This window comes from Stenotrophomonas maltophilia group sp. Smal12, assembly GCF_037079935.1.
Taxonomy (GTDB): domain Bacteria; phylum Pseudomonadota; class Gammaproteobacteria; order Xanthomonadales; family Xanthomonadaceae; genus Stenotrophomonas; species Stenotrophomonas sepilia.
Genome location: NZ_JBAWUK010000023.1, coordinates 55,836 through 71,422, shown reverse-complemented (window position 1 = coordinate 71,422; position 15,587 = coordinate 55,836). Strand labels below are relative to the sequence as shown.

Genomic DNA, 15,587 nt, shown 5'->3' with positions numbered 1-15,587 from the left:
TTCGGGGGCCGCCGCCCACACGGGCTGGGGGCGCGGGGGCCGGCCGGCGGGCGGCCGGCCCACGCCGCACCCCACCGGGCGGGGGGGCCCGGGGGGGGGCCCCCGCGCCCGCCCCCCCCCCGCGGCCCCCCCCCCCCCCAGCGCGGGGCCCCCCCCCCCCCCCCCCCACTACCGTTCAACGCTCAGCCCCTGCGCCGCTCGATCAGGTTCAACAGTGGCCCGGTCATCGCCGTTGTCACCAGCGCCATGATCACCAGCACCGCGAACAGCCGGTCACCGAGCAGGCCAAGTTCGTAACCCAGGTTGAGCACGATCAGCTCCATCAGGCCACGGGTGTTCATCAGTGCACCCAGCCGCCACGCCTCACGGGTGGGCATGCCGGCACTGCGTGCGGCACTGAAGGTGCCCAGCAGCTTGCCGGTCGTCGCTACCGCGATCACCACCACGCACAACAGGACATCGCTGGCCTGCAGCGTATCGGCGCGCATGCGCAGCCCGGTCATGGCGAAGAACAGCGGCAGCAGCAGCGTCACCGCGAACGGTTCGACGCGCGCCATCAGCAGCTCGCGCAACTGCACATTTGACGACACCGCCACGCCAGCCGCGAACGCACCGAACAGCGCATGGATGCCGAGCATCTCGGTGACCAGGGCACTGGCCAGCGACAGCAGCAGGATGCCGAGCAGCCAGCGTCCCTCACGACCCGGCGCGATCTGCTGGCGGGCGAACCACGGCTTCACCAGCCCCAGCATCAGCGCCACAAAGGCGACTACGCACAGCAGGTTGAGGCTGGCCGGCAGCCATCCGCTGGCCTGTGCAGCCGCCACGATCAGCGCCAGCAGGCACCACGCGGTGGCATCACCCAATGCAGCGCAGGCAATCGCGGTCTGCCCCAGTGGCGCCTGCGTGATACCGCGGTCGGCAAGGATACGCAGCAACACAGGGAAGGCCGTGATGCTCATCGATATGCCAACGAAAAGTGCGAATGCGGTGAAGCCCACGCCCTGCGGACCGTGCTGCGGGTACAGCCAGATCGCCAGGGCGACGCCAAGCACGAACGGCACCGCAATGCCGGCATGGCTGACCGTAAAGGCAAAACGCCGGCGTCCACGCAGCGCCGCCAGGTCCAGCTCGGCACCGGCCACCAGCAGGAACATCAGCACACCCAACTGGCTGAGCATGCCCAGCGGGCCCAGCGAGCTGGGCGGGAACAGGGCTCCATGCAGCGGCGGCAACAGGCTGCCGAGCATCAATGGGCCCATCATCAGGCCGGCGGCCATCTCGCCGATCACCGCCGGTTGTCCAAAGTGCTTGAGCAGCGCGCCTGCGCCCTTGGCCACCAGCAACAGCACCAGCAGCTGCAGCAGGAACAGGCCCAGCGGCGACGCCAGATGCTGCACCCAGGTGGCTTCGGCCGTGGCCGTGGCGCGGGCAACAGCCTCGGGCGCCGCCGGCCCGGCATAACGGGCCAGCAGCACGCCAGCCAGCAGCGGGACCCCGGCCCAGGCCAGGTAGCGCCATCCCCACTTCGTCGGTGGCGCCGGGCCCCCGCTGTGTACGTCCATGAACATTCCCCAATGTGCAGGGGGGCGATCATACAAAAAGGGGACGGAGGAGATTAAGTCGTTAGTGGCACAAGCGCCCCGGTCCCGCTCCGTCCCTTTTTCGGGGCTTACGCCAGTGCCTGCTCGTGCACGCCAGCGATCGCGCGCCCCGACGGATCTGCAGCTGCGGCGAAGCTGGCATCCCACGCGATCGCCGCCGGCGACGAGCAGGCAATGGACTTGCCACCCGGCACGGTCTCGGCGGCCGCACGGCTCGGGAAGAACTGCTCGAACAGATGACGATAGTAGTAGGCCTCCTTGGTCTGCGGCGGGTTGTGCGGGAAGCGCTTGTCGGCCGCTGCCAGCACACGGTCGCTCACCCGAGCTTCGGCATGCGCCTTCAGCCCGTCGATCCAGCCATAGCCAACGCCATCGCTGAACTGCTCCTTCTGCCGCCGCAGGATGCTGTCCGGCAGGTAGCCTTCGAACGCCTCGCGCAACACCGCCTTCTCGATGCGGCGGCCACCAAAGCCCGCACCGACCATCTTGTGCGCGGCGTCGAAGCGCATCGCCACATCGAGAAATTCGCGATCCAGGAACGGCACACGCGGCTCCACGCCCCAGGCCATCATCGACTTGTTGGCGCGCAGGCAGTCGTAGTTGTGCAGCGCGTCGAGCTTGCGTACCAGTTCGTCGTGGAATTCACGCGCATCCGGCGCCTTGTGGAAATACAGGTAGCCACCAAAGATCTCGTCGCTGCCCTCGCCGGAAAGCACCATCTTCACCCCCATGGCCTTGATCCGCCGTGCCAGCAGGAACATCGGCGTCGATGCGCGGATGGTGGTGACGTCGTAGGTTTCGATATGGCGGATCACTTCCGGCAGTGCATCAAGGCCCTCCTCGAACGTGTACTCGAAGCCGTGATGCACGGTGCCCAGCGCTTCGGCGGCGATTGCAGCGGCGGCCAGATCGGGAGAGCCCTTCAAGCCGATTGCGAACGAGTGCAGGCGCGGCCACCAGGCTTCGGTCTGCCCCCCATCCTCGATGCGACGGCGTGCATAGCGCGCGGCCACCGCCGCCACCAGCGACGAGTCCAGGCCACCAGACAGCAGCACGCCGTACGGCACATCGCTCATCAGCTGGCGTTCCACCGCATGCTCGAAGGCCTGGCGCAGCTCGGCCAGATCGGCCTGGCGACCCTGCACGTCAGCGTAGTCGCGCCACGGCTGCTGGTAGTAGCGCACCAGCTCACCGCTGGCACTGTCGAAATAGTGGCCCGGCGGGAACTGCGCGACGTCGGCACAGGTATCGACCAGTGCCTTCATTTCCGAGGCCACTCGCAGACGTCCCTGGGCATCGTGGCCCCAGTACAGCGGCACCACGCCGACCGGGTCGCGCGCCACCAGCACACGACCGGCACCACGGTCCCACAGCGCGAACGCGAAGATGCCGTTGAGCTGCTCCAGCCACTGCGCCGGCGAAGCGCCCTGGCGGTACAGCGCATTGATTACTTCACAGTCCGAACCGGTCTGGAAGTCATAGGCGGTGGTCAGTGCGGCCTTCAGTTGCTGGTGGTTGTAGATCTCGCCGTTGACCGCCAGCGCCAGCTGGCCGTCGGCCGACAGCAGCGGTTGCGAGCCGCCGGCCGGGTCGACGATGGCCAGCCGCTCGTGGACCAGCAGCGCACCTTCGTCAAGATACACGCCGCTCCAGTCCGGGCCGCGGTGGCGCTGGCGCTGCGACAGTTCCAGCGCATGGCGGCGCAGGGCCGGAAGATCGTCACCGGCCTGCAGGCCGAAGATTCCGAAGATCGAACACATGGGGGAGCTCCTGTTGGGGGAATTTCACGGGTGGGAGGGTGTTCGACCGGCCATCCAGGCCCGGGTGGGGCTGCGCCCGGGCACAAAAAAAACCCGCATCGACCGATGCGGGTTTTCTGGTGTCCGGGCGTGTGTTGCTGTCTATCTACCCAGGGCGCAGTCCCGCATCGGCCGCGCATGATTATTCGCGCGCAGATTATTGCGGTTGTTGTTATTGACGGCGGTGGCCAGGCGGATCGACATGGCATCGACCCTACCCCGGTTTCCGGCACGGCGCAACCGTTGCGTTGGCAACCAGGTGAAGGTGTGCCGACCAACGGTCGGCACCCAGCAGTCGGCCCACAGGGGTAGCGCCGGGCCGTGCCCGGTGCCATGCCTCACACCAGCAGCCGCTCCACCAGCCGCTGGTACAGCCCGGGCAGCGCTTCCAGTTCGTCCACGCGCACGTTCTCGTCCACCTGGTGGATGCTGGCGTTGACCGGCCCCACTTCAATGCACTGCGCGCCCAATGGCGCGATGAAGCGCGCATCGGAGGTGCCGCCACCAGTGCTTTCCTCAGGGGCACGACCGATGTGCTCGGCCAGCACCGCGCGCGCGGTGGCGCGCAGCGTGCCTTCCGGGGTGTAGAACGGTTCGCCGCTGCGATGCCACTTCAGCGTGTACTGCAGGGCATGCCGATCCAGCAGCGCGGTGATCTCCGCTTCCAGTTTCGGCGCATCCCAGTGCGGGTTGTAGCGGATGTTGAAATCCACTTCGAGCTCGCCGGGAATCACATTGTTGGCGCCCGTACCGGCATGGATGTTGGAGACCTGCAGGCTGGTCGGCGGGAAACTCTCGTAGCCGTCATCCCAGCGCCGTGCGCTCAACTCGGCCAGGGCGGGCGCCGCCTGGTGGATCGGGTTGCGCGCCTTCTCCGGGTACGCCACATGGCCCTGTACGCCCTGCACCCGCAGCTTGGCCGACAGGCTGCCACGACGACCCACGCGCAGCAGGTCACCGAGCGTCGCGGTCGACGACGGCTCGCCGGTGATGCACCAGTCGATGCGTTGGCCGCGCTCGGCGAACAGCCGTGCGACGTGGCGCACGCCATCGATGGCATCGCCCTCCTCGTCGCTGGTCAGCAGCACCGCCAGCGTGCCGGGGTGATCGGGATGCGCGGCAACGAACTGCTCGGCCGCCACCACGAACGCCGCCACGCTGCCCTTCATGTCGGCGGTGCCGCGACCATACAGCACGCCATCACGGATCGTCGGCGTGAAAGGATCGCTGGTCCAGGCCTCGCGCGGCCCCGTCGGCACCACGTCGGTATGGCCCAGCAGCACCAGTACCGGCGCGCCCTGGCCATGGGTCGCCCACAGGTTGTCGACCTCGCCCAGCCGCAGGTGATCGCACTGGAACCCGGCCTGCTTCAAGCGTGCCGCCAGCAGTGCCTGGCAGCCGGCATCATCGGGCGTCACCGAGGGCCGTGCGATCAGCTCGCAGGTCAGGTCGAGGACCGCGCTCACGCGTCACCCACGCCGAAGCGGGCCTTGAAGCCATTGTCACTGAAACCCTGGCTGACCGTGCCGTCGGCGGTGACCACCAGCGGGCGCTTGATCAGCTGCGGGTACTCGCGCAGCAGCAGCTTCCATTCGGCCTCGGAATCGGCGGCCTTGCGGTTGTCCGGCAGCTGCCGCCAGGTGGTGGAGGACCTGTTGACCATCGCGGCCAGGCCACCCAGCTGCTCAGCCCACGCCAGCAGTGTTTCCGGGCTCGGCTTGTTGTCGCGGTAGTCAACGAAGGTGTACGGCACGCCGAAGCGGTCCAGCCACTTGGTCGCCTTCTTGCAGGTATCGCAGTTCTTCAAACCGTAGACAGTGGTGCTCATGGCCATCTGTGATGCTGGAAAACAGAGGCCCAGAATCTCACAACAGGCGCTCGGACACGACCCGGAACGGTACCCTTGGCAGCCGGAAGGCCAGCCCCTCGTGCAGCGCCACGTCCATCGCCTGCAGGCGCGGGCACTGCAGTTCGCCTTCCAGCTGCAGCGGCTGCAGGCTGTCGACATCCACCGGCAGCGCGATGCGGGTGCTGGCCCAGTGCCGGTCACAGGTGCGCGCAACGGCCTCATCCTGGCAGGTCAGGAAGCGCAGCAGGGCCTGATGGCCACCGAAGGCCCCCCGCCACGCCCCGTCCTCCCAGCCCGCAGCGGCCCGCCACTGCAGGTGCAGGGCAGGCGCACTGCCCTGCCCGCCTTCGATCAGGGTGTGCCCATCGCCATCGGCGCGCACCACATGCTCGAAGCGCGTGGACAGGTGGGGCTGCATGGCATCGCTGAAAGCGCGCGCGCCGGCGACGAAGGCCAGCTGGTCCATCACGTTGCGATCGAACAGCACCACCGGGGCCCCGCCTGGATCATGGTCACGGCGCAGGTACCAGCGCCAGTTGCTCTGCCTTGGCGACGGCATCAAGCAGCGCAACGGTCCCGCCAGCACCGGCCCGAAATGGCCATGGCGATAGCTGAGAACGGTATAAGGCGTGCGTCCGGCATGGACCACGTAGTGGTGGCCAGGTGGCGCTGGCGGGGCATGGCGCACATCGACCCACCAGCTCGCGTAGACCACGTCGCGCACGTCGCTGGCCAGCACCGGCATCGGCCAGCGCCGCGACAGTGCCCGGCGCAACCGGGTCCAGCGCGGAGCGTGCAGCAGGCGCGGCAGCATCCGTCCAAGCGCGTTGTCGGACGGATGCCGGTAGATCGCGGACTGCGCCAGGTCCTCCGGCGCACTCACCTTCAGTCGGCCAGGCCGCGCAGCAGGTCGTTGACGCTGGTCTTGCTGCGGGTCCTGGCATCAACCTGCTTGACGATCACCGCGCAGTACAGCGAGTGGGTGCCGTCCTTGCTCGGCAGCGAGCCGGACACCACCACGCTGTACGGCGGGATGTAGCCGTAGCTGATCTCGCCGGTGGCGCGGTTGTAGATGCGGGTGCTCTGGCTGAGGAACACGCCCATGCCGATCACGCTGTGGTGGCCGACCACCACGCCTTCCACCACTTCCGAACGCGCACCGATGAAACAGTGGTCCTCGATGATGGTCGGGCTGGCCTGCAGCGGCTCCAGTACGCCGCCGATGCCGGCACCGCCGGACAGGTGGCAGTGCTTGCCGATCTGCGCGCACGAACCCACCGTGGCCCAGGTGTCGACCATGGTGCCTTCGCCGACGTAGGCTCCGATGTTGGTGAAGCTCGGCATCAACACCACGTCCTTGCCGAAGTACGAGCCGCGGCGGGCAATCGCGCCCGGCACCACGCGCACGCCGCTCCGGCGGAACTTCGCTTCGTCGTAGCCGGCGAAGCGCGATTCGACCTTGTCCCAGAACGGTGCCGGTCGTGCATCGACCACCGCCATGTCGTTGACGCGGAAATACAGCAGCACGGCCTTCTTCAGCCACTCGTTGACCTTCCAGCCGCCCTGGCCGTCCGGCTCGGCGACGCGGAATTCACCGCTCTCGAGACCGTCGATCACGCGGTTGACCAGCGGCCTGGTCGAGCCTTCCAGCTCATGCAGGGTCAAGGTGGCGCGGCGCTCGAAGGCGCTCTCGATGCCGAACCTGAGTTCTTCCACGCCGGGTGCCGACGGCTTGCGCAGCGACTTGCGGGCGATGGTTTCGGCGCGGACGGCTTCGGCGCTCTTGGCCGGGGCCGGCTTCTTCACAGCACGCTTGACCGCAGCCGTTTTCTTCGCCGGGGCCTTCACCGCAGCGGCCTTCTTCGGCGCAGTGGCCTTCTTTGCGGCCGGTGCGGCTGCAGCAGGTTTCCGGGCCGCTGCGCTCTTGGGGGTCGCGGCGGTCTTCTTGGCGGGCTTGGTGGCCATCAGGCGGGGTCTCCGGCGTTTCGATCAGGGTCCAGGCAGGCCAGCATTGCGTCATGCAGCTGCTGCCGGGCAGGTTCAGTCAGGGGGAGGTCGTGTTCGTCACTGATCACGAAGGTGTCTTCGGCGCGCTCGCCGAACGTGGCAATGCGCGCATCATGCACGCGCAGGCCCTGGTTGCGCAGCACGAACGCCACATCGGCCAGCAGGCCGGGACGGTCGGGAGCGACCAGGGCAAAACGGGTTGCGCCCGGTTCATCGCGGAACTCGATGCGCGGGGCGAAGCGGAAGTGCCGCAGTTGCCGCGGTACCACACGGCGCGACGGCCGCAGGCGCGACAGGTCACCACTGAGTGCCTCGCGCAGCGCCGCCTCCAGGTTGGCACTGCTGCCATCGGCAAACGTGTCGGCCGGGTTCACTTCGAAGGTATCGAAGATGGTATCGGCCGGACCGTCCAGCACGCGTGCGCGGTGAATGCCATAGCCCTTGCGGTCCAGGGTCATCACGATCGCGGCGAACAGGCCGTCGCGGTCGGGCGAGTGCACGAACACTTCCAGCGCCGGGTCATCCACACTGATCCGGCGCACCTTCACCAGCACCTGGCCCTGCTTCACCGGCACCAGCGCAGCTGCCTGCCAGGCCAGCTGCTCGGGGCGCAGACGAATGAAGCCCTCATCCGGCATCACCGCGAACTGGCGATCGATGGTGGCGTCGTCGTAACCCTGCTCGCGCACCAGTGCGCGCACGCTGTCACGTGCCTCGGCCACGCGTTCGGCGGCCGGTACCGGATGCTCCAGCCCCTCGCGCAGCGCGCGCCGGGTGGCGAAGTACAGGTCGGCCAGCAGGCGGTCCTTCCAGGCATTCCACAGCTTCGGGCTGGTGCCGGCGATGTCTGCACAGGTCAGCAGGTACAGGTAGTCCAGGCGGTCGCGGCTGCCGACCAGGGTGGCGAAGCGATGGATCACTACCGGATCGGCGATGTCCTGCTTCTGCGCGGTCACCGACATGCGCAGATGCTGTTCGACCAGCCATGCCACCAGCTCGGTATCGGTGCCACTGAGCGCATGCGCCTGGCAGAACGCACGCGCGTCCACCGCACCCAGCTCCGAGTGGTCGCCGCCGCGGCCCTTGGCGATGTCATGGAACAGGCCGGCCAGCAGCAGCAGTTCCGGCTTGCGCAGGCGGGGCCACACTTCGTGCGCGATCGAGAAGCGTTCGTCGGCACGGCTGCTGGCGAACTGGCCGATGTTGCGCAGGACCATCAGCGTGTGCTGGTCGACCGTATAGACATGGAACAGGTCGAACTGCATGCGCCCGCTGACCTGGGCAAACGCGGGGATCCACTGGCCAAGCACACCCAGCCGCGCCATGCGCGAAAGCGTGTCGACCGGACGCTGGCCGCGCAGCAGGGACAGGAACTGCTCGCGTGCATCGGCATCGGCCTGGTCGTAGGCCGGCAACAACGGCAGCGCTTCGGCCAGCGCGCGCGCGGTCAGCGAATGCAGGCCTCGCACCTGTGGATTGTTGGCCCAGCTGGAAAACAGGGCGAACACCTGGCCGATGTCACCGCGCGGCCAGTCGGCCTCGTTGGCGGCCAGGTAGCCGCGGCGCAGGGAGAAGCCCACGGTCAGCGGTTCCGGCTGGGCCTCGCCATCGAACTGTTCCTCGAAGCGCTGCAGCAGGCGGTCGCTGATCCGGCGCACCACCAGCGCGGCGCGGTAGAAGCCCTGCATCATTTTCTCGACACCGAGATTCTCGGCATCGTCTTCGAAGCCCAGGCGCGCGGCCAGGGTCTTCTGGTAATCGAAGCGCAACCGTTCTTCCGGGCGGCGCGCGACCAGGTGCAGGCCGAAGCGCAGCCGCGCCAGCACCGCACGCTCGCGCTTCAGCGCAGCCGCTTCGTCGGCACCCAGGTGGCCCAGGCCGACCAGCGCTTCCAGGTCGCGTACGCCGAAGGCGCGCAGCGCCATCCAGCCCAGCGTGTTGAGATCGCGCAGGCCGCCGGGACCATCCTTGAGATCCGGCTCCAGGTTGTCGGCAGTGTCGCCGAAGCGCTGGTGGCGGTTGCGCAGCTCTTCCAGCTTGGCCAGGAAGAAGGCACGCGCCGGCCACAGCTCACGGTCGTCGATGGCCTCGCGCAGCGCACGGCGCGCCGCATCATCGGCCAGGATCGGACGCGCCTCGATCAGCGCGGTCAGCACGGTCTGGTCAGCCGCCGCCTCGCGGCACTGCAATGCAGAACGCACCGCATGGCTGACCGCCAATCCGCAGTCCCACAGCAGCGCGAACAGGCGTGCCAATGCCGCTTCATGCGCCAGTTGTGCGGGCGGGTCGCCGAACACCAGCAGGTCGATGTCCGAACGCGGAAACAGTTCACCCCGGCCATAGCCACCGACCGCGAACAGCGACAGGCCGCTGTCGGCCGGCAGGCAACGCTGCCAGGCCAAGCGGATCAGATGGTCGGCCGCGCGCGCCCGCAGCGCCAGCAGGCGCTCGATGTTGTCGCCCTGGTCGAAGCGGCGATACAGGCGCGCGTCGGCCTGCTGCAGCGCCTGGCGCGCGGCAGCAGCCCAATCCGGGTCGTTGAGCGACGCGGCCGGCGTGTCCAGCAGCGAACTCGCCGGCAGCATCGTCAGGAGACCTGCGACTCGCCCGGCGACAGCGTCAGCACGTCGACGCCGGTCTCGGTGACCGCGACCATGTGCTCCCACTGCGCCGACAGCTTGCGGTCCTTGGTCACCACGGTCCAGCCATCCGGCAGCACCTTGTTGTAGCGGGTACCCTCGTTGATCATCGGCTCGATGGTGAAGGTCATGCCCGGCTGCAGCACCAGGCCCTGGCCCGGGCGGCCGTAGTGCACCACCTGCGGCTCGTCGTGGTAGACCTTGCCGATGCCGTGGCCGCAGTACTCGCGCACCACGCTGAAACGCTCGCCTTCGGCATAGCTTTGGATGGCATGGCCGATGTCGCCCAGGGTGGCGCCCGGGCGCACCGCGCGGATGCCGCGCCACATGGCTTCGTACGTGGTTTCCACCAGGCGGCGCGCCATCACCGACGGGGTGCCGACGAAGTACATGCGGCTGGTGTCGCCGTGCCAGCCGTCCTTGATGACGGTGACGTCGATATTGATGATGTCGCCATCCTTGAGCACCTTCCCTTCGCTGGGGATGCCGTGGCAGATGACATTGTTGACCGAGGTGCACACGGTCTTCGGGAAGCCGCGGTAGCCGACGTTGGCCGGAATCGCGCCCTGCACGTTCACGATGTGGTCGTGGCAGATGCGGTCCAGTTCCTCGGTGGTGACACCGGGCTTGACGTGGGGGGTGACGATGTCGAGCACTTCGCTGGCCAGGCGGCCGGCGATGCGCATCATCTCGATTTCCTGCGGGGTTTTCAGATTCACGCTCATGGCACCCATTATCGCCGATCCGGCCGCAATCTGAACGAACGCCACCCAACTGCCGATCCGGGTGATGCACGGTTCCGGCAAGGAAAGTGAAAGCGTGATGGTCTCCGCTCTTTCGTCTGCCTAATTATCACGGATTACAGACACTTACGCCTCCTAAGCTGGATCCACCGTCGTCAAAGCGGCACCGAACGTGCCGTCTTCGCCTTGTTCAACGGACCTTCGGGTCAGGGAGGTTGTTCATGCGATCCCCAGTTCGATCCCCGCTGGCATGGGCCGTGGCCGGGTTCCTGCTGTCCAGCCCGGCACTGGCCGCCGACACCACCACCTTCAATGTCACCCTGGTGGTCACCAAGGCCTGCACCATCACGGCGGCGGCCGCCACCAACGTGGACTTCGGCACCGCGGCATCAACCACCACCACGCCCACCCTGGGCCAGGGCACGGTGACCGCCCAGTGCTCGGCACTGACGCCCTACACGATTGCACTGAATGCGGGCGCCAATGCCAGCACCGCCAACGACGTCACCACCCGGCGGATGAAGAACACCAATGCGGCGGTGACCGCCAACAACTATGTCGGCTACCAGCTCTACCAGGATGCCGCACATACCCTGGTCTGGGGCGCCACAACCGGCACCAACACCCAGGCCGGCATCGGCACCGGCCTGGCCGTGCCCTACATCGTCTACGGCCAGATCCTGAACCTGAGCACCAACAACCCGGCCGCCGGTAGCTACCTGGATACGGTTACCGCCACGATCACCTATTGATGGAGCACGCCCGCATGGCCGGATCCCGCCCGTGGCGCGCCACCGGCGTGGCGCTGCTCGCCCTGTACCTGCTTGCCATCGCGGCCGCCGGCGCCACCAGCCTGCAGGTCGCCCCGACCAGCCTGCAGCTGGAAGCCCGCCAGCGTGCCGGCGAATTGTGGCTGACCAACAGCGGCACCTCGCCGGTGAAGCTGCAGGTACGCGTGTTCCGCTGGGTGCAGCAGGACGGCCAGGAACAGCTGCTGCCCACCGATGCGTTGATGGCCACCCCGCCGATGCAGGAACTGGCCGCCGGACAGCAGCAGCTGGTGCGGGTCATGCGTGCGGACAAGGAACCGCCAGCGGCACAGCAACATTACCGCCTGATCGTTGACGAGGTGCCCGACCTGGCCATCCGCGCGGGTGGCATGCAGTTCGTCCTGCGCTATTCGATCCCGGTGTTCGTGCAGCCCTCGGCCGGCACGCTGGCGCCGCAGCTGCAGGCCCGGCTGGTAAAGCTGGCGGACGGCCGCAACGGCGTCGAAGTAGCCAATTCGGGCAACAGTTACGCTCAGATCGCCGATCTCGCGCTGGGCAGCGCCACGCGCCCACGCATCGTCCATCCCGGGCTGCTGGGCTACGTACTGCCCGGCCAGGTGATGCGCTGGCCGATCGAACGCACGGCGATCGACCGCGACAACGACCAGATCACGGCCAAGCTCAATGGCGAGTCGGAACAGACGCCACTGTCGCCCCCACCGGCTCGCTGAGGCCATGATGGGCGCGTTGCTGGCTGCCCTGGTTCCCGCGGCGACCGAGGCCGCCGATGTGTCCGGCGTGGCCACGGCGGCTGATGTATCCGGCGTGTCGGCCGATGCGATCCTGCCCCCCCCCCACCCCGCTGACCGCCAGCCAGACGCTGTACCTGGATGTGTCGCTCAACAGCACGCCGCGCGGCCTGCTGCCGTTCATCGAGAACCGTGGCCGGCTGCAGGCCAGCCCCGAAGTGCTGCGCCAGCTCGGCTTCAACGCCAGCGGCGATGCACCGGTCTACCTGGACCAGATCAGCGGTGCGGTGGTGCGCTACGACGCCCACATGCAGACCCTGGCGCTGGACGTGCCGCTGGACCAGCTGACACTGCCCACCACCGTGCTCAGCCGCCCGCAGACGCGCGCCCCCACCGGCAGCGCCTCGCCCGGCGTGCTGCTCAACTACAACGTCTACGGCAGCCGGGTGGACACGCTCGGCAACCTCAGCCTGAGCTCGGAGCTGCGCGTATTCGGTATCGGCAATGGCACTTTCGAGAACACCGCCATCAGCCGCCGCTACCAGCAACCCGGCGACCGCCATTGGCGCGGCGAGAGCGTGCGCCTGGACACGCGCTGGAGCCTGGATTTCCCCGATAGCGCAACGACCCTGGAGATCGGCGATTTCTACAGCGGGTTCGTCGACTGGACCCGCCCCGTGCGCCTGGGTGGCCTGCAGATCGGCCGCAACTATGGCCTGCAGCCCTACCGCGTGCTGACGCCCACGCCGAGTTTCCTCGGCCAGGCCGTGGTGCCCTCCACGGTCGAGCTGTATGTCGATGGCCTGCGCCAGTACAGCGGGCAGGTGCCGGTCGGTCCCTTCCAGCTCGCAGCACAGCCCGGCATCAGCGGCACCGGCAACGCGCAGGTGGTGGTGACCGACGCATTCGGCCGCATGCAGACGCTGGACTTCAGTTTCTACGGCACCCAGCAGCTGCTGGCCAAGGGCCTGTCGGACTGGTCGGTCGGCGTCGGCCACCTGCGCCGGGATTTCGGCGAGCGCTCCTTCGCCTATGACGATCGCACGGTGGCCAGCGCCAGCTGGCGCGGCGGTGTCACCGACACGTTCACCGGCGAGGCGCATGCCGAAGGCGGCGGCGGCCTGGCCCAGGGCGGCATTGGCGGCTGGTGGTTGCTCGGCGCCGCCGGCGTGTTCAATGCCGCCTATGCGCACAGTGACTACCACGGCCTGCAGGGTGGGCAATGGGCGCTGGGCTACAGCTGGAACAACCGTCGCTTCAACGTCAATCTGCGCAGCGTGCGCAGCCACGGCGACTACCGCGACCTGGGCGCGCTGCAGGGCAACCTGCCACCAAGCATCAGCGAGCAGGCCACGGTCGGCCTGGACCTGCTGCGGCTTGGCACGCTCAGCGCCAGCTATCTGCGCCTGCGCTACCCCAACGGCGACGACAACCGCTATGCCAGCCTGTTCTGGTCGCGCACCTGGAGCCAACGCTGGTCGGCCTACCTGTCGGTGAACCAGAACCTGGACCGCAGCGATGACCGCAGCATCTACCTGTCGATGACTGCCAGCCTGGGCAACAATCGCCAGGCCAGCCTCTCCAGCCAGCGCAACGGCGACAGCCAGAGCTGGGTCGCGGACGTGACCCAGCCGGTGCCCGGCGATGGCAGCGCCGGCGGCGTCGGCTGGCGCGCGCAGCTGCGCCACGGCGAGGACGGCAACGGCGGCTTGGCCGAGGTCGGCATCCTCAACGATGTCGGCCGCTATTCTTTCGGTGCCTCGCGCCAGGGCGGGCTCAACTATGCCTACGCCAGTGCCAGCGGCAGCCTGGTGTGGATGGGCGGGCACGCCTTCGCCACGCGCGAGGTATCCGATGCGTTCGCGGTGATCAGCACCAATGGCGTCGGCGGCGTCCCGGTGCGGCTGGAGAACCGCTTGATCGGTGTCACCGACGATCGCGGCCTGTTGCTGGTCAGTCCGTTGCTGTCCTGGCAGCGCAACCGGGTCTCGATCGACACCCTGGACCTGCCCGAAGACATGCGTGCCGACCGCATCGAGGACTGGGTCACGCCGCGCCAGCGCGCCGGCACCCGCGTGACCTTCCAGCTGCGTTCGCGGTCGTCACTGAGCCTGACCCTGCTGGCGATGGACGGCCAGCCTCTGGAGGCGGGCAGCGAGGTGCCGCTGCCTGACGGTCGCCAGGCCACGGTCGGCTACGACGGCCTGCTCTATCTGGAAGACGTCGCCGCCGGCAGCGTGCTGTACGTCACCACCAGCCATGGCCCATGCCGGGTGAAGGTACCGGACCTGCCCAAGGTGGTGGCGTCCGGTGCCCGCCCGAAGCCGGCACCGCAGCAGTGCATTCCGGAGGTGGCGCCATGAGGGTGCTGCTGCTCGTCCTGCTGCTGTGGGCCGGCCTGCTGGCAGCGGCGCCGGCCGGTGCCACCGCGGTCTGCACGGCGGTCGCCGATCCGACCCTGCCGTTCGGCAACATCAACAGCAATGCACCCGGCCCGAGCACGGCCAACCTCAACATCACGGTGACCTGCACCACCGCCGCGCTGAGCCTGTTGGCCACCACCGGCGTGCGCGTCTGCGTGGGCATCGGCGCAGGCAGTGGCGGCGGCAGCAGCTCCACGTTCCGCACGATGGCCACCTCCACCAGCGACACGATGAATTTCCAGCTATATAACAACGCCAGCTTCGGCCAGGTCACTGGCCTGGTCCCGCGCGGCACGCCGCCAGCGCAGGAGCTGACCATGAGCTACAACGTACCGCTGCTGACCGGCGGCAGTGGTGCGCAGACTGTGCAGCTGTTCGGTCAGATTCCGGCCAACCAGGTCCTGGCCTCCGGCGCGTACAGCAGCACCTTCAGCGGCGCCAGCGTGGTGCTGACCTGGGCCTGGAACGAAGTCCTGCTCGGCACCGCCACCGTTCCCGCCACCTGCAACGGCGGCGCCACCGGTACCAACAGCGCGAGCGCGGCCTTCAGTTTCACCGCCACCGCCAACGTGCTGCCGCAATGCGGCAGCTACGTCACCACCAACATGAATTTCGGCAACGTCACCGGCGGCATCCCGGCCAACATCGACCAGACCGCCACCCTGACCCTGACCTGCCTGAAGAACACCGCCTTCCAGGTCGGCCTGAACAACGGCCAGAACAATCCCGCCGCCACCACCACCCGGCGCATGGCCACCACCATCGGCAACAGCACCTATTACCTCCCCTACGAGCTGTACCGGGATCCGGCACGAAGCCAGCGCTGGGGCAACACCCTGACGGTTGACACGGCCAGCAGCACCGGCACCGGAAGCGCACAGCAGCTGACCATCTACGGCCGGGTACCGCCGGTCACCGGCCAGCCCCCGGCCGGCACCTACAACGACCTGGTGACGGTGACGATCACCTACTGACCTGCGTGCCGACCAACAGTCTGCACCCAC

11 protein-coding genes and 1 pseudogene are annotated in these 15,587 nt (G+C 68.1%); 4 read left to right on the top strand and 8 right to left on the bottom strand.

The window, feature by feature from the left end; genetic code table 11:
* Nucleotides 1–182: 182 nt before the first annotated feature.
* The 8 genes from WDC87_RS11900 to map form a co-directional block, all read right to left on the bottom strand.
* Nucleotides 183–1,571 (bottom strand): cation:proton antiporter, encoded by a 1,389-nt coding sequence (locus tag WDC87_RS11900; protein WP_072166801.1) that lies wholly within the window; start codon nucleotides 1,569–1,571, stop codon nucleotides 183–185.
* 101 nt (nucleotides 1,572–1,672) lie between these two features.
* Nucleotides 1,673–3,364, bottom strand: a complete 1,692-nt coding sequence (gene asnB / locus WDC87_RS11895; RefSeq protein WP_301655305.1) for an asparagine synthase B — start codon at nucleotides 3,362–3,364, stop codon at nucleotides 1,673–1,675.
* Nucleotides 3,365–3,741: 377 nt separating this feature from the next.
* Nucleotides 3,742–4,869 (bottom strand): succinyl-diaminopimelate desuccinylase, encoded by a 1,128-nt coding sequence (gene dapE / locus WDC87_RS11890; RefSeq protein WP_072166803.1) that lies wholly within the window; start codon nucleotides 4,867–4,869, stop codon nucleotides 3,742–3,744.
* Nucleotides 4,866–5,237: an arsenate reductase gene (locus tag WDC87_RS11885; RefSeq protein ID WP_172412123.1), complete on the bottom strand. Its 372-nt coding sequence runs from the start codon at nucleotides 5,235–5,237 to the stop codon at nucleotides 4,866–4,868. The genes dapE and WDC87_RS11885 overlap by 4 nt, the downstream gene beginning before the upstream one ends.
* Before the next feature lie 31 nt (nucleotides 5,238–5,268).
* Nucleotides 5,269–6,135: a hypothetical protein gene (locus WDC87_RS11880; protein ID WP_336331301.1), complete on the bottom strand. Its 867-nt coding sequence runs from the start codon at nucleotides 6,133–6,135 to the stop codon at nucleotides 5,269–5,271.
* Between the two features lie 2 nt (nucleotides 6,136–6,137).
* Nucleotides 6,138–7,217 carry a 2,3,4,5-tetrahydropyridine-2,6-dicarboxylate N-succinyltransferase gene (gene dapD / locus WDC87_RS11875; RefSeq protein WP_088496941.1) on the bottom strand — a complete coding sequence of 360 codons (1,080 nt, stop codon included), beginning with the start codon at nucleotides 7,215–7,217 and terminating at the stop codon, nucleotides 6,138–6,140.
* The gene (locus tag WDC87_RS11870) at nucleotides 7,217–9,844 is read right to left on the bottom strand and encodes a [protein-PII] uridylyltransferase (RefSeq protein ID WP_252744928.1); all 2,628 of its coding nucleotides are present in this window, start codon (nucleotides 9,842–9,844) and stop codon (nucleotides 7,217–7,219) included. Before WDC87_RS11870 ends, dapD begins: the two co-directional genes overlap by 1 nt.
* Nucleotides 9,845–9,846: 2 nt before the next feature.
* Nucleotides 9,847–10,632, bottom strand: a complete 786-nt coding sequence (gene map, locus WDC87_RS11865; protein ID WP_032955117.1) for a type I methionyl aminopeptidase — start codon at nucleotides 10,630–10,632, stop codon at nucleotides 9,847–9,849.
* Nucleotides 10,633–10,862: 230 nt separating this feature from the next.
* On the opposite strand from map, the gene WDC87_RS11860 reads away from it, so the two are divergent.
* The 4 genes and pseudogenes from WDC87_RS11860 (at nucleotide 10,863) to WDC87_RS11845 (ending at nucleotide 15,557) form a co-directional block, all read left to right on the top strand.
* Nucleotides 10,863–11,393 carry a spore coat U domain-containing protein gene (locus WDC87_RS11860; RefSeq protein WP_072166807.1) on the top strand — a complete coding sequence of 177 codons (531 nt, stop codon included), beginning with the start codon at nucleotides 10,863–10,865 and terminating at the stop codon, nucleotides 11,391–11,393.
* Nucleotides 11,393–12,142 carry a molecular chaperone gene (locus WDC87_RS11855; protein WP_072166808.1) on the top strand — a complete coding sequence of 250 codons (750 nt, stop codon included), beginning with the start codon at nucleotides 11,393–11,395 and terminating at the stop codon, nucleotides 12,140–12,142. Before WDC87_RS11860 ends, WDC87_RS11855 begins: the two co-directional genes overlap by 1 nt.
* A gap of 7 nt (nucleotides 12,143–12,149) precedes the next feature.
* A pseudogene (locus WDC87_RS11850) lies at nucleotides 12,150–14,523 on the top strand (fimbria/pilus outer membrane usher protein).
* A complete protein-coding gene (locus WDC87_RS11845) occupies nucleotides 14,520–15,557 on the top strand; it encodes a spore coat U domain-containing protein (protein WP_151355118.1) in 1,038 nt (345 codons plus the stop codon). The pseudogene WDC87_RS11850 and the gene WDC87_RS11845 overlap by 4 nt, the downstream one beginning before the upstream one ends.
* Nucleotides 15,558–15,587: the final 30 nt, after the last annotated feature.